Here is a 21,279-nt window from a genome sequence, read left to right as displayed (position 1 = left end):
ATTCTTTTTAGAATTACTCAATATGGCAACGCTATGGCAATTCATGCAAATTTAAGTTTATTAGATCGCACCCTTCGCGGAGCTATAGGTATCTCGGTAACCGCTTTTGCTTTTCTTAACGGCAATATAATCGATGATGTGTTTATTGAAATATTACTAGGTATTTTTGGGGTGCTAAACCTGATTTCTTTGCTGTCGGGTTGGTGCCCGGTATACCAAATAGCCGGAGTCAGTACGAAAGAAAGCTAAAACATAGTTGCTGGAGTAATAATTATATATGCAGAAAATGCCTATACTCCCTCAAAAAACAGCCATTCGGATTCGGCTAATTTTTGCGTGCCTTACGGTTTCAATTTTAGTTTCGACTATTTACGTTACCGTTTCTTATCGCCTAGCAGCTGATGTCGGTATTCAGAACGAACTATCTAGAATGTCACGTGTTGTCACGTTTTTAAATTCGGAAATACAATCTGACGAAAACGCTTTTTTTTATGGCAATTACTATTTTGATCCCCAAAGCCGCCTAGCCGACCCTGCACTACCCACTCTATTTCATGTCAGTTCATCCCAAAAGCAGTGGACGCAAGCACATCTTATAGACCCGCAATCTAGCCGTACTTTAGTAGAAAAAATAGAGCTGTTAACTGAAGAAAGTGCCTCTGTTTTTTTCTTAAATAACCGAAGTTATCTTTGGTTGAGAGTCAATTTTGATCAATATAATATTTTTTATGTTAAGGAAACGACACTAATAGATGCGACACTCCAACTCGTCGCTAAACGTCTCATTATTACATCAGTTATTGTATTTTGGATAACCGCTTGGTTGGCTCTGACGCTATCTTCAATTATCGCAAAACGTGCCGACGAAATTAACGCAACCCTTGCTAACCTTGCCACTCACGATCCACTTACAGGTCTAGCGAATCGTCTCTATCTCACCGAGACCTTGCGTAATATGAAATCTAACGAGCATAAGCATAAAGTGATTTCACAGGCATGTTTGTTTGTTATTGATCTTGATAAATTTAAAGAAGTGAATGACTCATTCGGACACAACACTGGTGATGAATTATTAATAGAACTGGCTAAACGCATGTCCACCATTATTACGCTACCCAATGAACTTATTCGGATAGGTGGCGACGAATTCATAGTATGGGCACCACATTGCAGCATTCAGCAGGGTGAAGCACTTGCACAAGAATTAGTATTGGTATGCGATACTACAGTTCCTCTTAACGGGTTAGAAATTAATACCGGTGCCAGTGTTGGCATTGCTCACTACCCTTCACATACTAGTAATCCTGAAACACTCATATCCTGCGCCGATACAGCAATGTATAAAGCAAAAAAACAGCGAAGTGGGTGGTCGATTTACGACAACCAAAATGTGCTTGTGAACGAACAAGACGTAATGCTAAAAGCTGATTTAAATCAGGCGATGTTAAACAGTGAGCTGATCCTGCATTTTCAACCTAAGGTTGATATGAGAAATGGCAACATTGTGGGGGTTGAAGGGTTATGTCGATGGCAACATCCTCGATTGGGTTTACTGATGCCTTTTGCTTTTATTAATTTAATAGAGCGCAGCGGAAAAGTGCAAGATTTTGGCCGTTATATAGTAAAAAAGGCTATTGAGCATGCTTCTTCATGGCTAAATGAGGGCTGTAGTACTCCTATCGCCATTAACCTTTCTCCTTATAACCTTCTAGACCCGGGACTGTGTGCCTTCATACAGCAAGAATTAATTGAAAATAAACTGCCCGCAAATTTACTTCAAATTGAGCTTACAGAGAATGAAACCTGCCTAAACATCAAATATATAGAGTCTGCGTTAGCAGAAATCCGACAATTGGGAATTGCTATAGCCATTGACGATTTTGGCACTGGGATGAGTTCTCTCGCTTATCTCAATAACCTTAAAGCCAATACTATTAAAATTGATAAAACGTTTATCACCGATATTGAAACCAATAAGGGGCATCAAGCTATCGTATCCTCTACGGTTACATTGGCTGAATCGTTCAAATGCGATGTCGTGGTAGAAGGTGTAGAAACTAGAGACCAAGCAGATTTATTATTATCGTTAGGATGTTTTATTGCGCAAGGTTACTTCTACGCTAAGCCAATGCCCGAGCATAATATGAAATGCCTTTTGAAAGATGGTATCAAGTTGGGAATGGCAGTTACCTGAGCCAATTACGTTGTAAGCTATTAAATAATAGCTGGCCGTTAAACATATCACTTGTTGCGTGGGAAAACGGCCAACGGATGCGTAGTGATTAGCGCCATGTGTGCTCGCGCACCCGGTTTCATGGCGTTTTCGTGGCTTACACGTACCTTTAATTGGCTGCCGCTGTCTAGGGTTACGGCATAAAGGCGACTTTCACCCTCGTAACGTACCCAATCTACAGTGCCATTGGGGGATTCATGGTCTGCGCGTAAACTTAAATCGTCAGGGCGCACTAACAAGTCTACCTTGCCGTTAGCACCATCTACTGATGTGCCAGGTACAGTGCCAATCTCAGTGGTAACGATGCCGTTATCAAAGGTACCTGGAATAAAGCTAGCTTCACCCATAAATCGAGCCACAAAACGGCTGGCGGGCTCTGAGTAACATGCTTCTGGGGTTGCAAGTTGCTCTAGTACGCCTTTATTTAATATCCCTACCCTGTCACCTACGCTTAAGGCTTCTTCTTGGTCGTGAGTTACCCAAATAGCAGGCACGCCTGCAGCTTTAAGCGCATCGCGAATTTCCCAACGAAGGCTGTCTTTTAAGGCAGCATCTAGGTTTGAAAGAGGTTCATCTAATAAAACAAATGCCGGCTCGTGTGCCAAGGTGCGGGCTAGCGCAACACGTTGCTTTTGGCCACCCGATAAACGAGCAGGCTTAGCATCGCGAAAATCTTCAAGGCCAAGAAGCTTTAACCAATGATCGGCAAGCTTTGTATCTTTTAAACGGAAGCAAACATTTTGCTGAACGGTCAAATGAGGGAACAGGGCGAAATCTTGAAACACCATGCCTACATTGCGTTTTTCAGGAGGCACCGTTTTCTTCGGTGTGGCGGTCCAGTTTCCAAGGGTCATTTGCCCTTCTGAAATAGGAATAAGGCCAGCTAATGCCTGTAAGATAGTGGTTTTACCGCAGCCTGTTGGGCCCACCAGCATGAGAATTTCGTCTGAACCTAACTCTAGGTTGAGCTTATTCACTACACGGGTAGCACCATAATTAACTGACAACTCACTCACTTTAAGCATTAACTACGATCATCCTCGGAAACGGTAAACTGGGCGCGGCGTTCGCCAGAAAGCATTAATATTAATCCAAAGCCCGATAACAATACCAGCAATAACCCCGGTACAGCAGCGCGACCAAAGTAACCTGCTTCGTACACGCGCCACATGTAGGTGGCTAAGGTTTCAAAACCCGTTGGCCCCAACATTAGGGTAGCAGGCAATTCTCGCATGGCTTCTAAAAACACCAAGGCGGCACCGGCTATCATGCCTCTTAGGGTAAGTGGCAAGGTAATACGCATAAATGCTTCGCGAGGGCTAGCCCCTAGCACTCGTGCTGCTTTCACTAATCCGGTATCTAAATTTTCTGCTGTACTACGTACACTGCCCACAGCAAGGGGTATAAAGCGTAGTACATAGGCCATTACCAACAAACCCAAGGTTTGATATAGGTAGGGCAATTGAAGCCCAACGTAAACCAATGCGGTACCCATTACGATACCAGGTACGCCGAAACCAAAATAAGTAATACGTTCCATCAAACGGCCAGCTTTACCTGCAATAGCGGCTTGAGCAACGGGTATTGCCAAGATAACGGCCACAATAGCGGCTAGGAAAGACGCATAAGCTGAATTCCACGCATAACTAAATTCGAACCCACCAGTACCTTCCCTTATTAGCCACAGAGTGAATACCGCAAGAGGCAATACAATAGCCAGCAACAATATAGGCATTGCGGCTAGTAACATAAGGTTACGTTGCCAACGGGCAGGCCATAAACTTAAATGTCTACCTGGGCGTTCTTTGGCACCGCCAATACGACTTTCAATGAATAAGATTAATCCTACAATCACCATTAACTGCAAGCTCAGCATGGCAGCTTGGCTTAAGCCAAAGGCATTGTATTCAACAAAGATAACCCGGGTGAAGGTGTCTAAACCCATGATGGCAGGCGTACCAAAATCAGACAGCGCATAAAGTGCAGCTAATAAAGCGCCGGCAGCAATACTGGTTGCTACACGGGGTAATACCACGCGCCACAAACTTTTATACAATGAAACACCAAGGGTGCGAGCCGCATTGATTAGGCTGGCATCAAGGCTTAGTAACGACGCTCGTGTGGTCATCATCACAAAAGGATAGGTGTATAACGACATCACCAAGGCCGAGCCCCACAAACCATTAATACTGGGGGTGGTAATTCCTAATACGTTTTCTATTTCGCCACCACGGCCAAATGAAAAGTACATGGCAAATGCACCGATATAACTGGGTAAGGCTAAAGGCGCAGCTAAAAGAATTAGCCAAAACCGTTTGAACGGCATTTGCACGTAAGCAGTAAACAGCGCTAGAGGCACACCTATAAGCACCGAGCCAATAATAGTCAGCACCATAAGTGATACGGTGTTGCCAAGTACGCGCAAGTTGTGGGTGTCGAATATTTCTGCGCTATCTGATGCTAACGAAAATAAAACGCCTACTGGCAACAATGCCATTAACGCGATAATTAGAGCCAGCGGGTACGACTTTGGCCAGTTGCTCACAGCACCCCGACTTTTCGCATAAGGTTAAGCGTGGGGCGTAAATCTGCTAGTTTTCTAAGATCCATATCTGGTGGCGATATTTCAGATAATGCAGGTAAACCTTGCGGCGGTGTAACACCTTGTACCAACGGAATTTCATACGCTTCGCTTGCCAAATACCCTTGCACTTCACGGCTCAGTAAATAGCGGATAAAGTTAACAGGTAAATCGCCTTCGCTTAATGCCACAATACCCGAAGCATTGACTAAACAGCCTGCATCGTTTTGTGTATAGGCAAGGGCAACATTAGCGTTTGGCTTACCGGCTTTTAAGCGCAGCGTATAGTAATGGTTAGCAAAGCCCATATCCACTTCGCCTCGTTCAACGCCCATGACTACGCCAAGTTCACCTGCGTATTTTTTCGCTTTGCTATTAACGCCTTTAAGCCAATCGGCCGTGGCCTTTTCACCTTCTAAAATGCGCATAGCGGTAACGAATGACTGGAATGAGGCATAAGCCGGAGCCCACCCCAACGCTAAATCACTATCCGCTAAGGCCATTACGCTATCTGGGATTTGATCGGGGGTTACCCGCTCTGTGTTATACGGCAATGTACGAATACGGCCGGTAACGGGTGTCCAGCTAGGATACTGGAAACCGTCTTTCAATTGCGTGGTCAAGTCAGTAGGTAACGGCTTAGCTAAACCTGAATCGGTTACCATGCCAATACTGCCGGTATCTACCGCCCAAAATAAATCGGCGCGCTTCACCCCTGCTTTAGCTTCTGCAGCAAGGGTATTGGCTAACGCGGCTGAAGCGCCGCGTCTAATTTTTAAGTTAAGCTTTGGATTGCGTTTTTTAATGGCATCGAGCACATTTTCATACAAACCACCTTCACCACGCCCTAAATAAAGGGTGAGATCACCTTCCAACTTAGGAAGGGATTCTACCGACACACTTGCAATAGTGTTGGCAAAGCTCAAACTGCTGATAGGTAAACTACCTAACGCACCTGCGGCGGCTAAACCTTGTAAAAATGTTCTACGTTGCATTTGAAAAACTATTCCTTAGAAAACGTCTTTACGACTTTTTTCTGCTTCTACTAACAAGGAACGAGCGCGATCTAATTTCGTTTGCATAGTTTCTACTACACCACGAACCGCTTCTACGCCTTTACCGCCAGTAATTGCCTGTGGAAGGGTTACGTTAAAGTCTTTTTCTAAGTCTTCAACTAGGTCGGCGTCTAACTCAATTAGCGCCCCTTCTACCCCTTCAAAGCGTTGTAAGTAAGTATCGTGAACCAAGGTGGTGGCAACTTCAGTTAGTTGCTCTGCCGATTTAGCCACTACGCGATCTAAACGCTTTTTAATATCGTCGATAACTTCAGGCGCGGTGGTAGGTTCAACTTCAGTGGTTTGTACTTTGGCAACCAAACCCTGCTTTTGATATTGTGACGCAAGTTTAACTGCGCCTAACGCTTGCCACAAGGCTTGATTAAGTTTGGTTTGCTCTGCGCGAACATCTTCTACAGATTTACCGTTTTCGATACCCATTTTAATGCCATAGATACCTTGCCAGATAGACGCATAAACAGGCACATATTGGGTTTCTATCGCAGAGTGAAAATCGACTTCTTCCCAATATTCAATTAACACGTCTGTGTCTACGTTTTTGCTGTCTTTTTCGTACGCATCAACAACACTGTCGAATTTTTCTTCTAACCAGTGCACTTCCTCTGTGTACTCACCAATATGAGCCTGAAGGTTGTTTACATGTTCGCTGATTACACCATTTGCAAAGGCGCTGCTCGTGCCCAATGAAAAGGTCACGGCTAATACTAATACCGAGGCACTTAGCTTCTTAAGTGTTGTTGTCATCATTATTCCTAGTACGCTTTTAATTATGCAAATGATACTTATTATCATTAATTAAGTAAAGGTAACTCGACGTATGTATATGTCATACTTTCGCATTACCAAATTGGTATTAAAGTCAGTAACCACGGTATTTGCAGTAAAAACGACGTTTAGCTAGTCATCGTATAACTGCCATTGACCGGCTTTTTTCAGCATAGTTATATTACATTTTAACAATACTTTGCGATCAACTTTATTAAAGCCACGCAATCGTAAAAATCTATCGATATTTTTTGTGATGCTCGCTAACTTAGGCATGTTAACTGGGCTTGGACGGTAAATTTGGCGATCAAAAAAGGCCTGAGCATTGCGTTACATTATGCTCAAGCCTTTCAATAGGTTTAGTGCTTAGTATTGAACTTGCTGTTACAAGCTTTTTAGCATGCTCTCGGCATCACTGACTTCAAAGCGGCCTGGATCTTCTACACTGATTTTTTTCACTACGCAGTCTTCAACTAACATGGCGTAACGCATTGAGCGCAAGCCACCAAAGTCGCTGGTATTCATGTCTAAACCAATTTGCTTAGTGAAATGACCGTTGCCGTCTGCCAGCATCATAATCTCTTCAGCGTTATTCGCTTTTCCCCAAGCATCCATCACGAACGCATCGTTAACCGATAAGCAAATAACCGTATCAACGCCTTTCGCTTTGATTTTATCTGCCAATGCCACATAGCCGGGTAAGTGCGCTTGAGAGCAGGTTGGCGTAAACGCGCCAGGCACTGCAAACACTACTACACGCTTGTCGTTAAAAAGCTCGGCAGTGCCGGGGTTTGTCATCTCACCATTGACTAAAAGGCTGAAATCTACCTCTGGCAAGGTGCTACCTACTTCTATCATGCTGCTCTCCTAGGATTTTTGACGTAAATACACATCGAATCTATGTTTTTTACTTTCTATTGCCATTGATGGATTTTTTCCTGCTAGCACTTCTGCGCTGTTAGGGCGTTTCACTACTACTCTAGACGACGCTAATGCCAACGCAGGCGCGACTAACGCGTCGGCGTCGGGGTCGTGTCCAAGCAATTGTTGAAACAATCGCATTTCCTTCTTCACCAAGGCTGATTTCTTTTTATGCGGAAACATAGGGTCTAAGTAAATTGCATCTACGTTTTCACCATTCCAGTATTGCATTACATCGGCACTATTTCCATGTTGTAGTGCTAATCGTTCTGCAAGTTCTGGGAAGCGCTGTTGTAAACGTCGAATACCATCTTCAAGCAACGCGGCTACAATGGGTGAACGCTCTATCATAGTGACCTTGCAGCCTACGCTAACCAACACGAATGCATCTCTTCCTAAACCCGGCGTAGCATCTACTACGTGCCATGGCGCCGTATTTTTAAGATCAGCACCTTTAAGTACATCACCTTTTAGCCCCACCGCTTTTACAATAGGCTCTTTCCTGCCGCCGCCATGGGCTTTACGATATAAACTGGCAGGAGAAGCAAAATCCACTACAACAGGCAGTGTTTTCTTTTCGTTAGCGTCAGCAAGCCCGAGTACATCGTGACTGACTTGAAGATAAAAGCCTTCAACGGGCTTTTCTTCAATTGAAAAACCCCAGTTTTTACTGATCGTTAGCGCAAGCGCTTTGTCGCTTTCAAAGCGGGTATCACCTTCGGTGTTAGCAATCACAAGAGGCAAAGTATTAAGCATGGCCGTATTGCTCCTTGTGCCCTATCCAGCGGTTGATAATGGCTTGAGCGTGGGAAGGATATTGTTCCCATAGGGTATAGGCAATTTCTTGTACTTTGGGAATTAGCGCGGCGTCTCGCACTAAGTCGGCAATTTTAAGTTCCGCCATACCGGTTTGACGAGTACCCATAAATTCTCCTGGCCCACGAATTTCTAAGTCTCGCTGGGCAATATAAAACCCATCGTTAGATTCACGCAGCACAGTTAATCGCTGAGTAGCCGTTTTAGACAAAGGGCTTTGGTACATAAGTACGCATTGGCTTTCTACCGCCCCACGCCCTACTCGCCCGCGAAGTTGGTGTAGCTGAGCTAACCCTAATCGTTCGGGGTTTTCAATAATCATGATACTGGCATTGGGTACATCTACCCCAACCTCAATGACGGTTGTGGCCACCAGTAAATCGAGCTCGCCGGCTTTAAAATCAGCCATTACTTGTAGTTTTTCAGCTGGCTTTAAGCGCCCGTGCACTAGACCTACGTTAAGTTCAGGTAACGCTGTGCGAAGGATAACCGCGGCATCTTCGGCGGCTTGGCATTCCAACACTTCCGATTCATCAATAAGGGTACAAACCCAATAGGCTTGCCTACCGTTTTCTTTACAGGCTGTGCGAACGCGCTCAATAACATCCCCTCGCCTGCTATCCGGCAATACCACTGTGGTCACTGGTGTACGTCCCGGAGGTAGTTCATCGATTACTGAGGTATCTAGGTCGGCATAGGCGGTCATGGCCAGGGTTCGAGGTATAGGGGTGGCCGTCATAATTAACTGGTGAGGATATCGCCCCTGTTGTTCGCCTTTATCGCGAAGCGCAAGGCGTTGATGTACACCAAATCTGTGCTGTTCATCCACAATCACTAACGCGAGTTGTTGATAGTTTACGCTTTCTTGAAAAATCGCGTGGGTGCCCACCAACATTTGTACATCGCCACTTTCAAGCCGCGCTAACACTTCGGTGCGGGCTTTGCCTTTAAGCTTACCGGCTAACCATCCTATTTCTATGCCTAGCGGTGAAAACCATTCTCTAAAATTATTCGCATGCTGTTCGGCAAGTAATTCGGTGGGTGCCATTAAAGCCACTTGATGCCCCGCGCCAATAGCGGATAGCGCAGCTAGCGCGGCCACTAAGGTTTTCCCTGAGCCTACGTCGCCTTGCACTAAGCGCATCATGGGTCTGGGGTGTTGCATATCTTGCTGAATATCGGCCACTACCCGCTGCTGTGCCCCCGTAGGTGAGAATGGTAGCTGCGCTAACATCTTTTCAATAAGGGGCTTGTCTACTTTTATGCTTATGCCGGGCTGTGCATCTGAAAGCTTACGAACTTTTAATACACTTAAATGGTGTGACAAAAGCTCTTCTAAAATTAATCGGTACTGAGCAGGATGAAGCCCTTCTTCCATTTCATGCACATCGGCATCTGGGGCTGGCCGATGTACCGCATGCAATGCTTCGTTTAGGCTTATCTGGTCGCTGTACATACCTTCAGGCAGTAAGTCAGCCAGCGCGCCCTTATCTAACATTTTGAGGGCTTGGTCGGTTAAGTTTCGCAGGGTGAGTTGCTTTACCCCTTCGGTGGTGGGGTAGACAGGCGTTAAGGATTCTGCTTCAAGTGGCGCGTCTTCATCCACGAGTTTGAATTCAGGGTGCATCATTTCAATGCCCCACTTACCAGTACGAATCTCACCAAAACATCGTATTACGTTGCCCGGTGTCATCATCGTGCGCTGCACTGCGCCGAAGTGAAAAAAACGCAGGGTAATAGTGCCTGTGCCATCACTAAGTTTAACCACCAACATGCGTTTTTTGCCGTATTGGATGTCGGCGCTTTTTACCTCTCCCTGCACGCTTACATGGGTAAACGGGCGGCACTCGGCCACACTGTAAACCCGAGTTCTGTCTTCATAACGTAGCGGCAAGTGAAACAGCACGTCTTGTAAGGTAAATAAGCCAATTTTAGCCAGCTTTTCGGCCACTTTAGCGCCTACCCCTTTTAGGGCAGTGATGGGCGTGGTGGCAAGAGTTTGCATTTGACCGACATTCCTTAAAACAAGCGTATGATTTCATTAGGGTAATGAAAGCAATCATTTATTAGAAACGAAGTGTAATAGATTGCGAGAAGCTTGGCGAGTACGGTTTAAGGCCAGTATAACAGGTCTATGAGTCTGGCCGGGCTAGGCGTGCGTAGTCACTGCCTCATCATCGTCAGATAAGGCGTGTAACGCTTCAGGCGTTAGCTGCATTTGCTTCCACCAACTTGCTGGTGCATCAATGCGGCCAATATCATCAATCGCAGGATATGGAACCCCTTTCGTCTTACTTAAAGCGCACAGTCTGGGGTAACCTCTTTCGAACAAGAGTTTTTGGCATTCTTCTTCAGGTAAGTGCTCAACATCATACATGCCGGCTAGTTCCCGCTGACGCTGCGCTTCATAAAGCACTAACGCTGCCGCAACCGACACATTCAACGACTGCACCATGCCCGCCATAGGAATAATGATATCTTGATCTGCCATAGCAATGGCTTCATCAGTGGCGCCGTAACGTTCTTGACCAAAGATAATCGCGGTAGGTTTGGTGTAATCCACCTCACGAAAGCCCACGGCAGTATCAGACAAGTGAGTGACTAACACTTGCATACCCTGCTGCTTCAGTGCGCCTATAGCGTTTCCTAAACTGTCGTGGTTAGTTTGGCGAACCCATTGCTGGCTGCCCATGGCGGTGTCGCCACGAAACTGATATTTCTCTTCCCACACGGTGTGCACGCGGTGAATGCCAATGGCATCACAAGTACGAACTACCGCCGATACATTGTGGGGTTTGTGTACATTTTCGAGGCAAACCGTAAGGTCGGTTTGCCTTTTTGCCAACGCACTTCGAATGCGAAGGTAGCGCTCTGGCGACATAGCTTACTCCGGCAATTCCATCACACCGTCGATTTCAATTTGTGCGCCTTTAGGCAATGCAGACACTTGCACTGCAGCACGAGCTGGATATGGCTTAGTAAAGTAACGGCTCATAATTTCATTTACCGTCGCAAAGTGACCTAAATCGATAAGAAAGATGTTCACTTTTACCAAGTCGTTAGTGGTGCCACCCGCCGCATCACACACGGCTTTTAAGTTTTCAAAAACCTGTACCGCTTGTTCAGCAAAGTCTTCTGAAACCATTTCCATGGTGTCTGCCACTAAAGGAATTTGGCCTGAAAGATATACCGTAGTGCCAGCCTTAACGGCTTGGCTGTAAGTACCAATAGCGGCAGGTGCCTTATCGGTCTGAATAATAGACTTAGACATAATAGATCCTAAAAATTTTTTAAAAGTTAGTGTCTGGACTGACTATGACGTGACACTTTCTGAACTTCTGGCATGGTGCGGATTTTTTTCATCACTCGTGCCAAATGTACGCGATTTTGCGTGGTAATTTCGATGTCGATAAAGTAGATATTACTCTCTTTTTCTTCCGTTTGCAGTCCAATAATATTGGAGTCGCAACCAGAAATTGTGTTCGTTAGGGTAGCAAGGGTACCCTGATGATTGAACAGCTCAATCCGAAGCGAGGCTTTAAATTCACCTTGAGGCTCTTCATCCCAACGCATAGGTAATACACGCTGAGGCTCTTCTCTTGATAGCTTACGAATATTGTTACAACCAATCTGGTGAATCGTCATACCACGGCCAGGGCTTAATACCGCCACAATTTCATCGTCAGGAATAGGGTGACAACAACGGGCATAATGCACCAATAAGCCTTCAGTACCGCGAATAGCCACATTACCTTTCTTCTCTGGTAACTCTGTGTTCTCACCTAACAGCCTGCGGGCGACAATAGCGCTTAGCTCGTTACCTAAACCGATATCGATAAGCAATGAATCAAAATCATCGTGCTTAGTTTCAGCCACTACCCGTTCAATATCGGCCTCTGGAATATCGTCCAGCTTCACTTCACCTAATGCATGGCGCAGTAAGCGGTTACCCATGTTCACCGCTTCTTGCGAATGCTGTTTACGCAAATATTGGCGAATACGGGTGCGTGCGCGAGCACTTACTACGAAGTTCAGCCAATTAGCATTAGGCTTAGCTTTAGGTGACGTAATGATTTCTACGGTTTGCCCATTTTGTAGCGGCTTACTTAAACTGTAATTTCTTCGCTCTACTCGCACCCCTACACAGGTATTACCCACATCTGAATGTACCGCATAGGCGAAGTCTACAGCCGTGGCGCCCATGGGAAGCTCAATAATACGGCCATCAGGAGTGAACACGTAAATTTCTTCTGGGAATAAATCGGTTTTAACTGATTCAATAAATTCGAAGGATGAACTGGCAGACTGTTGAAGCTCAAGTAACGACTGCATCCACTTACGCGCTCTTAGTTGCGCGGTAGTGCCGTTGTCGCCTGGCTCTTTATAAAGCCAATGCGCGGCAACCCCTTTATCTGCCATTTGATCCATTTCTTGGGTACGAATTTGAATTTCTACCGGGATACCATGGGGGCCAATAAGCGAGGTGTGCAACGACTGATAGCCATTGGTACGGGGAATGGCAATGTAATCTTTAAAGCGATTTTCAATCGGCTTATACAAGCTATGCATAGCCCCTAACGAGCGATAACAATTATCGACTGAATCGACCACTATACGAAACGCATAAATGTCCATCACTTCGTTGAACATAAGCTCTTTGTTACGCATTTTGCGGTAAATAGAGTACAGATGCTTTTCGCGGCCCAGTACGTCTGACTCAATTTTATAAGCCGTTAAGCGAGTGCTAAGTTCTTCACGAATATTTTCAATAATTTCTTTACGGTTACCACGTGCTTGGCGAACCGCTGATTTTAGCGCGCGATGGCGCATGGGATACATGGCAAGAAAACCTAAGTCTTCTAGCTCATTTTTAATATCGTGAATACCTAAGCGATGGGCAATAGGTGCATATATTTCAAGTGTTTCAAGGGCAATACGGCGACGTTTGTCAGGGCGAAGCGAACCGAGTGTACGCATATTGTGGGTACGGTCAGCTAGCTTAATCAGAATAACCCGGATGTCTTGCACCATGGCCATCATCATTTTACGGAAGTTTTCAGCCTGTGCTTCTTGCTTACTGCTAAAAGCAATTTTATCTAGCTTACTTACCCCTTCCACCAGCTCAGCAACGGTTTCACCGAAAGCTTCAGCAAGATCTTCTTGGCTGTAATGGGTGTCTTCAATTACGTCGTGTAGCAAAGCTGCCATGAGAGTTTCATGGTCTAAATGCATGTCGGCAAGAATACTGGCAACAGCAACAGGGTGCGTAATATAAGGGTCGCCACTTGAGCGCATTTGTCCATCGTGGGCTTCTTGAGCCAACACAAACGCCTCTTGTACCAGCTGAACTCGGTCAGCAGGCAAGTACTTTATTACTTTCTGTTTTAAGCCTTCAAACAAATACACGGACTAGTGCGACTCCTGATTAACGTTACAACCTTTAGAATACGTAGAATTGAGCCTTTAGCCAATACCCAAAAAGCAAAGCGCCAGTGCTTTTTTCAAAGCACTGGCGCTTAAACATACAATAGTTACCCTGCTGGTGTAACTATTGATCAGAAAGAATGTTTGCTACTGACGAAAATTCAGCGTGTTCTTGTTGTTCTTGATCACGCAAATCGTCTTGTTCAAGTGTGCTAGCAGTTACCAAACCTTCTTCGATTTCACGAAGTGCAGTTACAGTAGGCTTATCGTTTTGCACATCAACCATTGGATCTTTACCTTCGGTGGCAATTTGGCGTGCACGACGAGCCGCTACCAAAACCAAATCAAAGCGGTTACCAATTTTATCTACGGCATCTTCAACTGTTACGCGGGCCATGTATTTCTCCGAAAATTAGGTTGATCAAGTAATTCAAAAAGCGGCCGCGTAGTATACACTCTTGTACTGCGCGATCCTAGCGGTTTGTTTGAAATTAAAACAATATAAATATTAAGCAGATCCGAGCAATTCGTCCAATAAAGGCTGATAACGCATTTGTTGTTTCATTGTTCGTAAACGCTGTGAAATCACAATCGCTTCTAAATCGTTAAGCGCGGTCGCGAAATCATCATTAACAATAACGTGGCTGAATTCACCAAAGTGGGACATTTCTGCCACCGCTTCTTTCATTCTACCGGCAATCACTTCATCGCTGTCTTGACCACGATTGGTTAAACGTTGCTCTAGTACCTCGATTGAAGGAGGTAAAATGAAAATACCGCAGGTATCTGGCATGAGCTTTTGCACCTGACGTGCGCCTTGCCAATCAATATCTAGAAATACATCTATACCACGGTGCAAGGTTTGTTCAATGGTTACCCGTGATGTGCCGTAGTAATTACCGAACACTTCAGCCCACTCAAAGAAAACACCTTGTTCAATCAGCGCTTCAAATTGCTCACGGCTTACAAAGTGGTAATGCTGCCCATCAACCTCACCCGGTCTAGGTTTGCGAGTAGTGTGGGACACTGACACTTCCATTGCATTGTTGCTATTAGATGCGTACTTTTCCATTAACGCCTTTATCAGGCTGGATTTTCCTGCGCCGGAAGGCGCTGCAAGTATAAATAGGTTACCGAGTAGTGATGCCATTGAAGTATTAAATTTATTTTAAAATATGGTGATTTCGTGGAGCAATGATAGCATATTGAACCATCAAGCCGTAGTAGCAATCGTTTAAACATGCACTTGCGATGTCTGCGCTTACAGCTGAAGTATAGTTACACGTTAACAGTATGCATAGTACCCGCGCTGTTATTAAAAAATATAAGAAGTAGGAACACACAAACATGGATCAAGAACTTTTGCCGTACGTCGAACAAAACCCCAGCTCTACGCCAACTGCCTGTGTAATTTGGCTTCATGGTTTAGGCGATTCTGGTCATGGCTTTGCCCCTATCGTACCTGAGCTAAAGCTACCTGATAGCATGTCAGTGAAGTTTATATTCCCTCACGCGCCAGAGCGCCCCGTTACTATTAACGGCGGTATGCGTATGCGTGCGTGGTACGACATCAAATCTCTAGATTTCAATAGCCGCGCAGATTTAAGCGGTGTATTAGCATCAGCTAGCCAAGTAGAAGCTCTTATCCAAGAACAAGTAGATAAAGGCATTCCTACAAATCGCATTGTGTTAGCTGGGTTCTCTCAAGGGGGAGTGATAGCACTTCACCTTGCGCCTCGTATTAAGCACAAACTTGCCGGTGTATTGGCACTTTCCACTTACATGTGTGAGCCAAGTCTATTGGAACAAGAAGCTACTGATATGAATCGTGACATACCCATTATGATGGCCCATGGCGAACAAGATGAAGTTGTCCCCATTTTTATGGGTAATGCTGCTTATAAAACGTTAACTGAAAATGGCTTTAATGCCACTTGGCAAACCTATACCATGCAACACAATGTATGCATGCAAGAGCTGAACGATATTTCAGCTTGGCTACAAAAGGTACTTGCTTAGTCTGCCTCTTTGCTTCGCCTGCTCGCTAACGTCGTTTTGTTAAACGGCAATAGGATTAAGCGACAAAGATAAAAGCTACATAACACGGTTTCTGCCAGCACCTTTCGCTTCGTAAAGGTGCTCGTCGGCCAGTTTAATCGCAGCATTGATGTTAATGTCTGTTAGCGCTGTCGCCACCCCAAAACTGGCTGTGATCGAATGGTGAATATCACCTTCTGTATAAGGTGATTTTTCAATCTCCACACGAATTTTTTCAGCCAACTTTACTGCCACACTCAAGCTTGTTTTAGGATAGAGAATTAGAAATTCCTCTCCCCCGGTTCGTGACACAACATCGGTGGATCTAATCGCTTTTTTCATTAGTGTAGCAAGCTTAATTAGTACTTTGTCTCCTACATCATGCCCGTAGTTATCGTTTATTTTTTTAAAATAGTCGATATCCACCACCACAACACTTAATGGAAAGTAATCCGCGGGATTTTTCATTGCGCGCTCAAAATAAACCGACTCTAAAAAACGCCTGTTCGGTACTTTGGTCAGAGGGTCAGAGTTAGCTTGGCGAAGCTTCTCTAAATTATCGGTCATCATCTCCTTTCTACTTTTGTGCCAAAAGTATTCAGAAATAAACGCAACCACAATGAAACAGCCAAGCGCTATTAAGAAGCGAGAGACATCCTCACCACGATAGTTCGCGGGAATGGATTCTTGGTTATAAACGATAAAGGCCACTACGACTACTGTACCTGTGACGTAAAAAATGGCAGCTCTAAAACGCACAATAATAATTTGAATCAAAATGATTGGGTACACGAAGTGCAGCCCAGTATTATTGTAGCCGCCGGTAATGGTGATCACCGCCACCATAACCGCAACAACAAACCCAGCTATATAGTAAAAAATATTGCTGTTTTTAAAGATATGCGACAACGCGGCATTAGCAAAAACTGAAAACGAAAAAAAACCCAACCAAAACGCGAGGTAGTGATCCCCCCGCGCTAAATTTTGAACTGCAAGCGCGGCCATAATAAAACCGCCAATATAGGAAATAAAATACAGCGTTAATCGGCGTCGTTTCGCTTCGGCATTATTTAAGTGTGTATTTTCGAGAAATTCACGTAATGAAGCACTGTCCATATAACAGAGGGCTTATCGTTATATTATGATTGCACTAATCATAGTCACTCTACGTACAATTTCGCAACTGTAAACCTGTGCGCAAGTTAAAGATTTAAGTACAATGTATTTATTAGTCGAACAAAAGCCTCAAGCAAAAGCCGTCAGGCTGCTTTAGGTTCTATGCCTTAAACAAGGCCCTAGACAGGATATTAATGATGCAAGCAGCCCCTAAGAGAACAATTCGTATCGCCACTCGCAAAAGCGCGCTGGCGCTGTGGCAAGCAGAATACGTGAAAGCGAAATTGTTAGAGCATCACGATGGGATAGCGGTTGAGTTGGTGCCTATGAGCACTCAGGGCGATAGAATACTTGATACGCCGCTGGCAAAAATAGGTGGTAAAGGCCTGTTTATTAAAGAGCTTGAAGTCGCCATGCTAGAAGGCAGGGCCGATATTGCGGTGCATTCAATGAAAGATGTGCCGGTAGAGTTCCCTGAAGGCTTTGGCCTTCACGCTATTTGCGAACGTGAAAACCCATTTGATGCCTTTGTTTCAAATCACTTCGATAATTTAGATGCGTTACCAGAAGGTGCTGTGGTGGGTACCTCGAGCCTTCGCCGCCAATGCCAAATCCGTAAACATCGCCCAGACCTGCAAATTAAAGACTTACGTGGCAATGTGAATACCCGCCTCGCCAAACTAGATGCGGGTGAATACGATGCCATCATTCTTGCCTCTGCGGGCCTCATACGTTTGGGCATGGAAGAGCGCATTAAAACGGGCTTGCCGGCTTCGGTATCACTTCCTGCCGTTGGGCAAGGTGCTGTAGGTATTGAGTGTCGTAATGACGATGCCGAGCTTATTGCGTTACTTCAAGCGCTGAACCATGGCGAAACTCAAACCCGAGTGAGCGCAGAGCGTGCTATGAATGAACGCTTAGAAGGCGGTTGCCAAGTACCTATCGGCAGTTTTGCTACCCTTGATGGAGACAGCATAACCTTAACCGGTATGGTAGGTCAGCCGGACGGGTCAACCTTGTTGTTCGCTTCTGCCACAGGCCCTACCAAAAATGCAAAGAGTATTGGCGTAGAAGTCGCCGAGGCACTGCTTGAACAAGGTGCAGGAGAAATTCTTAGCGCGTTGTATGACTGATATATGTTGTTGCTGACTTATGCTATTAATTACCCGCCCGCTTCCTAAGTTACAGGCAAGTGCAGATGCTTTCGAACAAGCGGGTATTGATGCCGTAGGCGTTGCTACATCAGATATCCAAAGCATCCCTAGCAAGGCAGGCAAGCTACAACAGTTTTTGTTGGGCTCGCCCAGCGTTAATATTATTATTGTTACCAGTATTTATGCCGTGCCAGCAGCACTTCACGCACTTAATCAAGCCTCTTTTTTATCGGTGCCCCCTACCTTAATAGCGGTTGGCGATGCCACGGCTAACGCCTTACACAGCGCTAATTTACCTTTAAAAATCGTCACCCCTTCGCTACATACATCCGAAGGTATACTGGTCATGCAGCAACTTAATGAGGCAAACTGTACACAAGTCGTTATTATTAAGGGCGAAGGTGGTAGAGATACGCTTTCTCACGTTTTAGGCGAGAGAGGCATATCGGTTACCGAGTTTTGTGTTTATAAAAGAGAACCACTTACAGACCCAATTTACACAAAGAGCTGGAAAATTGGCGATGTTAGCGGCATTATCGCTACAAGCGAAAATATGGCAAGACAGCTTATTTCTAGCCATAGTATGGAATTATTAGCGTTACCCTGGTTAACAGTAAGTGAACGAGTTGCAACGAGTTTACGTAATCTTGGGATAGCACGCGTTTCGGTGTGCAACCGCGCCACCGATCAGGCATTAATTGCCTGGGTAAAGGAAAATTGGGAGTATTAAATGTCTGACAAGAATGAGAAGGACCCTCAAAACGGGGAATTGGTAAGCGTGGAATCATCATCAAGTACGACATCAGAAGCGACGTCAGCGAACACGGCATCAAGCACCGATACCGTATCACCTAAAGCTTCATCTAAAAGCACACCACAAAAAACGAAAAAATCGTCGGGAACCAAGCTTCTATGGTTTGTGGTTATTATTATTTTCCTTTTAGTTCTAGGCATTATTGGTGCTGGTTATTGGTACTACACCCAACAACAAGGCAGCAGCGACTCCCTTGCCAAAGCTCAACAGGCAAATACAGCGCAAGTCAACGATATGCTTTCGGATCGTAAGCAGACAGCAGACGCATTGCGTACGCTAAATATGCAAAACGATGAATTGAAAGATACGCTTAATGCACTGCAACAACAAAACAGTGCGTTAGTGCAACAAGCAGAAGCAACCCAACAGCAACTAAATAGCATGGAAGGTCAACGTCCTGCCGATTGGCTAATTGCCGAGGCTGATTATTTGGTTCGCATGGCAGGTAGAAAATTGTGGTTGGAAAACGATGTTCGCACAGCAACCTTGTTGTTAGTGAACGCAGACAAACGATTGAAATCACTAGCCGACCCTTCGGTGTTGCCCGTTCGCGCTAAACTTGCTGAAGACATTCAAACCCTTCAGCAAATGAACCCTGTATCACAAAGTTCAGTGGCTCTTGCCCTCACCGGCATGTTGGCGCAAATCGATAAGTTACCGTTAGATACTTTTGAAAAACCAGTAGACGCAAATGCTGATAGCAACGAACTGTCTGAATCAGCGGACGACTGGAAAGAGAACCTTGCGAAAGTATGGCACTCCATTGTTGATGGTTTCTTAACCGTGAAAAGCTTAGAAGGTCCGGTTGAACCTGTGATGTCGCTGCAAGCTCAATTTTTAGTGAAAGAACAGCTTCGCTTACAATTAATGCACGCACAGTCTGCTGCACTTAAAGCGGACACAGGCCTGTATGAGCAATCTTTGCTTTACGCTAAAACCATGCTGGAAGAGCACTACGATGTTGAAAAGAGCCAAGTTACTGGTTTTATCTCAGCACTTGATAACCTTGTTGATACCGACATTTCACAACCAATCCCTAGTCAGTTGGCATCACAAAAGCCGCTTGAACAATTATTGGAGTCTCGTGTAAAACAAGCATTCAGTCAGGGAGCTAGCGCATTATGAAATGGTTAGTCATTGCCCTTGCGGTGCTGGCCGCATTTATTGTTGCGCTTATTGTTGGCCCTATGATTTTGGGCGACAAAGGCTACGTGCTGATTTCATTAGGTAATACCGCGATAGAAACCAGTCTAATTGGTTTTTGTATTATCATTATTTGCGCCGTTATCAGCTGGTATATTATCTCTAAGTTGGTGTTATGGACATTAAGCTTAGTAACAGGTTCTCACCGCTGGTTTGGTGCATTAGGTGAACGTAAACGCAAGCGTGCCTTTTATCATGGTTTGCAGTCATTAGCAGCTGGCGACCTAAAAAGTGCTCACAAGGCACTTAGCCAAACCACAAATGGTGATTTTGAAGGGGTAAACTACTTGGCTGCCGCACAAGTAGCACAAAGCCAAAACGACCCACAAAAAGCCCGTTACTTCTTACTGCAAGCAGCCGAGTATGACAGCGCTAAAGTAGCTGCCACTATCGTGATGGCGCGCATTGATGTTTCTGAAGGTAAGTATACTGACGCACTTGAAAAGCTAGATAGCTTAGATGAAGAAGAAGCCAACAACCCACAAGTGATACAACTGAAAGCGTCAATAATGGCAGAGCAAGGCCAATGGCAAACCTTGCAAGAAAAGCTAAGTGGTTGGCGCAAGGCGTTACCGAAAGAAGATTACACCTTATGGTCGCAGCGAATTGCCAAGGGCAAGCTAGCTGAAATTGCCAGTAAAAACGGCGCTGCTGAGCTTAAAACCCACTGGGAAGGGTTACCGCGTAAAATTAAACAAGACGATGCTTATCGCGCGGCCTACATTCAACAATTACTTGAACAAGGTATGCATGCTGAAGCGCAAACTTTGTTAGTAGAATGGCAAAAGAAAGGACCACACCCAGTATTGTTCCCGTATTTTACCCAGTTGAATATACCTAACGCAGCACCATCGTTGCGATTGCTTGAAAACTGGATTAAACAAGACAGTGAAAATGTAGCGTTATATTCTACGTTGGGAAGAGTCGCATATAACGCAGGTGACGATATTCTAGCCGAGAAAGTGTTGTTAAAAGCAGTGAAGATGGAATCGAACAAAGATGACTTGTTATTGCTGTCAGCCATTAGTGAGCGCAGACACGATAGCACTACGGCATTGCAATATTACAAGGAAGGCCAGCAGTTAGTGTAGTTTTACGCTGCTAGCTTTTGGACCGAAAGAAAGGGTAAAAAGAAAAGG

The 21,279-nt window shown here is 45.0% G+C and carries 20 protein-coding genes; 7 read left to right on the top strand and 13 right to left on the bottom strand.

What is annotated here, in order from left to right:
• Positions 1 to 33: 33 nt before the first annotated feature.
• Together ALT761_RS00910 and ALT761_RS00905 are read left to right on the top strand one after the other, a co-directional pair.
• A complete protein-coding gene (locus ALT761_RS00910) occupies positions 34 to 249 on the top strand; it encodes a YgaP family membrane protein (protein WP_129735726.1) in 216 nt (71 codons plus the stop codon).
• Between the two features lie 181 nt (positions 250 to 430).
• Positions 431 to 2,194 (top strand): putative bifunctional diguanylate cyclase/phosphodiesterase, encoded by a 1,764-nt coding sequence (locus ALT761_RS00905; protein WP_232043512.1) that lies wholly within the window; start codon positions 431 to 433, stop codon positions 2,192 to 2,194.
• A gap of 47 nt (positions 2,195 to 2,241) precedes the next feature.
• On the opposite strand, the gene ALT761_RS00900 is transcribed toward ALT761_RS00905, so the two are convergent.
• From ALT761_RS00900 to gmk, 12 genes are all read right to left on the bottom strand, one after another.
• The gene (locus tag ALT761_RS00900; protein WP_129735724.1) at positions 2,242 to 3,258 is read right to left on the bottom strand and encodes an ABC transporter ATP-binding protein; all 1,017 of its coding nucleotides are present in this window, start codon (positions 3,256 to 3,258) and stop codon (positions 2,242 to 2,244) included.
• Positions 3,258 to 4,778 carry an ABC transporter permease gene (locus tag ALT761_RS00895; RefSeq protein ID WP_129735723.1) on the bottom strand — a complete coding sequence of 507 codons (1,521 nt, stop codon included), beginning with the start codon at positions 4,776 to 4,778 and terminating at the stop codon, positions 3,258 to 3,260. Before ALT761_RS00895 ends, ALT761_RS00900 begins: the two co-directional genes overlap by 1 nt.
• A complete protein-coding gene (locus ALT761_RS00890) occupies positions 4,775 to 5,809 on the bottom strand; it encodes an extracellular solute-binding protein (protein ID WP_057794778.1) in 1,035 nt (344 codons plus the stop codon). The genes ALT761_RS00895 and ALT761_RS00890 overlap by 4 nt, the downstream gene beginning before the upstream one ends.
• 15 nt (positions 5,810 to 5,824) lie before the next feature.
• Positions 5,825 to 6,634 (bottom strand): hypothetical protein, encoded by an 810-nt coding sequence (locus ALT761_RS00885; RefSeq protein ID WP_129735722.1) that lies wholly within the window; start codon positions 6,632 to 6,634, stop codon positions 5,825 to 5,827.
• Between the two features lie 405 nt (positions 6,635 to 7,039).
• Positions 7,040 to 7,513 carry a peroxiredoxin gene (locus ALT761_RS00880; protein ID WP_013786062.1) on the bottom strand — a complete coding sequence of 158 codons (474 nt, stop codon included), beginning with the start codon at positions 7,511 to 7,513 and terminating at the stop codon, positions 7,040 to 7,042.
• 9 nt (positions 7,514 to 7,522) lie between these two features.
• Entirely contained in the window at positions 7,523 to 8,332 is an 810-nt protein-coding gene (locus ALT761_RS00875) for a class I SAM-dependent methyltransferase (protein WP_129735721.1), read from the bottom strand.
• Positions 8,325 to 10,397, bottom strand: a complete 2,073-nt coding sequence (recG, locus tag ALT761_RS00870) for an ATP-dependent DNA helicase RecG (protein ID WP_129735720.1) — start codon at positions 10,395 to 10,397, stop codon at positions 8,325 to 8,327. Before recG ends, ALT761_RS00875 begins: the two co-directional genes overlap by 8 nt.
• Positions 10,398 to 10,541: 144 nt before the next feature.
• Positions 10,542 to 11,273: a tRNA (guanosine(18)-2'-O)-methyltransferase TrmH gene (gene trmH, locus ALT761_RS00865; protein WP_129735719.1), complete on the bottom strand. Its 732-nt coding sequence runs from the start codon at positions 11,271 to 11,273 to the stop codon at positions 10,542 to 10,544.
• Positions 11,274 to 11,276: 3 nt separating this feature from the next.
• Complete coding sequence (locus ALT761_RS00860; RefSeq protein WP_129735718.1) at positions 11,277 to 11,663, bottom strand: RidA family protein; 387 nt, start codon at positions 11,661 to 11,663, stop codon at positions 11,277 to 11,279.
• 26 nt (positions 11,664 to 11,689) lie between these two features.
• Entirely contained in the window at positions 11,690 to 13,798 is a 2,109-nt protein-coding gene (spoT, locus tag ALT761_RS00855) for a bifunctional GTP diphosphokinase/guanosine-3',5'-bis pyrophosphate 3'-pyrophosphohydrolase (RefSeq protein WP_129735717.1), read from the bottom strand.
• Between the two features lie 142 nt (positions 13,799 to 13,940).
• Positions 13,941 to 14,213 (bottom strand): DNA-directed RNA polymerase subunit omega, encoded by a 273-nt coding sequence (gene rpoZ / locus ALT761_RS00850; protein ID WP_129735716.1) that lies wholly within the window; start codon positions 14,211 to 14,213, stop codon positions 13,941 to 13,943.
• Positions 14,214 to 14,324: 111 nt separating this feature from the next.
• Positions 14,325 to 14,966: a guanylate kinase gene (gene gmk / locus ALT761_RS00845; protein WP_129735715.1), complete on the bottom strand. Its 642-nt coding sequence runs from the start codon at positions 14,964 to 14,966 to the stop codon at positions 14,325 to 14,327.
• 197 nt (positions 14,967 to 15,163) lie between these two features.
• Between gmk and ALT761_RS00840 the strand changes: the two genes are divergently transcribed.
• Positions 15,164 to 15,835, top strand: coding sequence for an alpha/beta hydrolase (locus ALT761_RS00840; RefSeq protein ID WP_129735714.1), 672 nt, complete (start codon positions 15,164 to 15,166; stop codon positions 15,833 to 15,835).
• 75 nt (positions 15,836 to 15,910) lie between these two features.
• Here the strand turns inward: ALT761_RS00840 and ALT761_RS00835 are convergent, their stop codons facing one another.
• Positions 15,911 to 16,969 (bottom strand): GGDEF domain-containing protein, encoded by a 1,059-nt coding sequence (locus ALT761_RS00835; RefSeq protein ID WP_129735713.1) that lies wholly within the window; start codon positions 16,967 to 16,969, stop codon positions 15,911 to 15,913.
• A gap of 197 nt (positions 16,970 to 17,166) precedes the next feature.
• Here ALT761_RS00835 and hemC point away from each other — a divergent pair, with 197 nt between their 5' ends.
• Genes hemC through ALT761_RS00815 form a run of 4 tightly spaced genes read left to right on the top strand, consistent with a single transcriptional unit; the run spans position 17,167 to position 21,231 of the window.
• Positions 17,167 to 18,102: a hydroxymethylbilane synthase gene (gene hemC / locus ALT761_RS00830; protein WP_129740535.1), complete on the top strand. Its 936-nt coding sequence runs from the start codon at positions 17,167 to 17,169 to the stop codon at positions 18,100 to 18,102.
• Positions 18,103 to 18,121: 19 nt separating this feature from the next.
• Positions 18,122 to 18,853, top strand: coding sequence for a uroporphyrinogen-III synthase (locus ALT761_RS00825; RefSeq protein WP_129735712.1), 732 nt, complete (start codon positions 18,122 to 18,124; stop codon positions 18,851 to 18,853).
• Positions 18,854 to 20,062 (top strand): uroporphyrinogen-III C-methyltransferase, encoded by a 1,209-nt coding sequence (locus tag ALT761_RS00820; protein ID WP_129735711.1) that lies wholly within the window; start codon positions 18,854 to 18,856, stop codon positions 20,060 to 20,062. It abuts the gene before it with no gap.
• Positions 20,059 to 21,231, top strand: a complete 1,173-nt coding sequence (locus ALT761_RS00815) for a heme biosynthesis HemY N-terminal domain-containing protein (protein ID WP_129735710.1) — start codon at positions 20,059 to 20,061, stop codon at positions 21,229 to 21,231. The genes ALT761_RS00820 and ALT761_RS00815 overlap by 4 nt, the downstream gene beginning before the upstream one ends.
• Positions 21,232 to 21,279 lie beyond the last annotated feature (48 nt).

Source organism: Alteromonas sp. 76-1 (assembly GCF_900654235.1).
GTDB lineage: Bacteria > Pseudomonadota > Gammaproteobacteria > Enterobacterales > Alteromonadaceae > Alteromonas > Alteromonas naphthalenivorans.
The sequence above is the reverse complement of the archived record's forward strand: the minus strand, read 5'-3'. Positions and strand labels throughout refer to the sequence as shown.

What these genes read in the sequence shown, in the direction of transcription:
- ALT761_RS00910 (WP_129735726.1), top strand. Translation starts at nt 34, where the DNA reads ATGGCAATTCATGCAAATTTAAGTTTATTAGATCGCACCCTTCGCGGA.
- ALT761_RS00905 (WP_232043512.1), top strand. Translation starts at nt 431, where the DNA reads ATGTCACGTGTTGTCACGTTTTTAAATTCGGAAATACAATCTGACGAA.
- ALT761_RS00900 (WP_129735724.1), bottom strand. Translation starts at nt 3,258, where the DNA reads ATGCTTAAAGTGAGTGAGTTGTCAGTTAATTATGGTGCTACCCGTGTA.
- ALT761_RS00890 (WP_057794778.1), bottom strand. Translation starts at nt 5,809, where the DNA reads ATGCAACGTAGAACATTTTTACAAGGTTTAGCCGCCGCAGGTGCGTTA.
- ALT761_RS00885 (WP_129735722.1), bottom strand. Translation starts at nt 6,634, where the DNA reads ATGACAACAACACTTAAGAAGCTAAGTGCCTCGGTATTAGTATTAGCC.
- ALT761_RS00880 (WP_013786062.1), bottom strand. Translation starts at nt 7,513, where the DNA reads ATGATAGAAGTAGGTAGCACCTTGCCAGAGGTAGATTTCAGCCTTTTA.
- ALT761_RS00875 (WP_129735721.1), bottom strand. Translation starts at nt 8,332, where the DNA reads ATGCTTAATACTTTGCCTCTTGTGATTGCTAACACCGAAGGTGATACC.
- recG (WP_129735720.1), bottom strand. Translation starts at nt 10,397, where the DNA reads ATGCAAACTCTTGCCACCACGCCCATCACTGCCCTAAAAGGGGTAGGC.
- trmH (WP_129735719.1), bottom strand. Translation starts at nt 11,273, where the DNA reads ATGTCGCCAGAGCGCTACCTTCGCATTCGAAGTGCGTTGGCAAAAAGG.
- ALT761_RS00860 (WP_129735718.1), bottom strand. Translation starts at nt 11,663, where the DNA reads ATGTCTAAGTCTATTATTCAGACCGATAAGGCACCTGCCGCTATTGGT.
- rpoZ (WP_129735716.1), bottom strand. Translation starts at nt 14,213, where the DNA reads ATGGCCCGCGTAACAGTTGAAGATGCCGTAGATAAAATTGGTAACCGC.
- gmk (WP_129735715.1), bottom strand. Translation starts at nt 14,966, where the DNA reads ATGGCATCACTACTCGGTAACCTATTTATACTTGCAGCGCCTTCCGGC.
- ALT761_RS00840 (WP_129735714.1), top strand. Translation starts at nt 15,164, where the DNA reads ATGGATCAAGAACTTTTGCCGTACGTCGAACAAAACCCCAGCTCTACG.
- ALT761_RS00835 (WP_129735713.1), bottom strand. Translation starts at nt 16,969, where the DNA reads ATGGACAGTGCTTCATTACGTGAATTTCTCGAAAATACACACTTAAAT.
- hemC (WP_129740535.1), top strand. Translation starts at nt 17,167, where the DNA reads ATGCAAGCAGCCCCTAAGAGAACAATTCGTATCGCCACTCGCAAAAGC.
- ALT761_RS00825 (WP_129735712.1), top strand. Translation starts at nt 18,122, where the DNA reads ATGCTATTAATTACCCGCCCGCTTCCTAAGTTACAGGCAAGTGCAGAT.
- ALT761_RS00820 (WP_129735711.1), top strand. Translation starts at nt 18,854, where the DNA reads ATGTCTGACAAGAATGAGAAGGACCCTCAAAACGGGGAATTGGTAAGC.
- ALT761_RS00815 (WP_129735710.1), top strand. Translation starts at nt 20,059, where the DNA reads ATGAAATGGTTAGTCATTGCCCTTGCGGTGCTGGCCGCATTTATTGTT.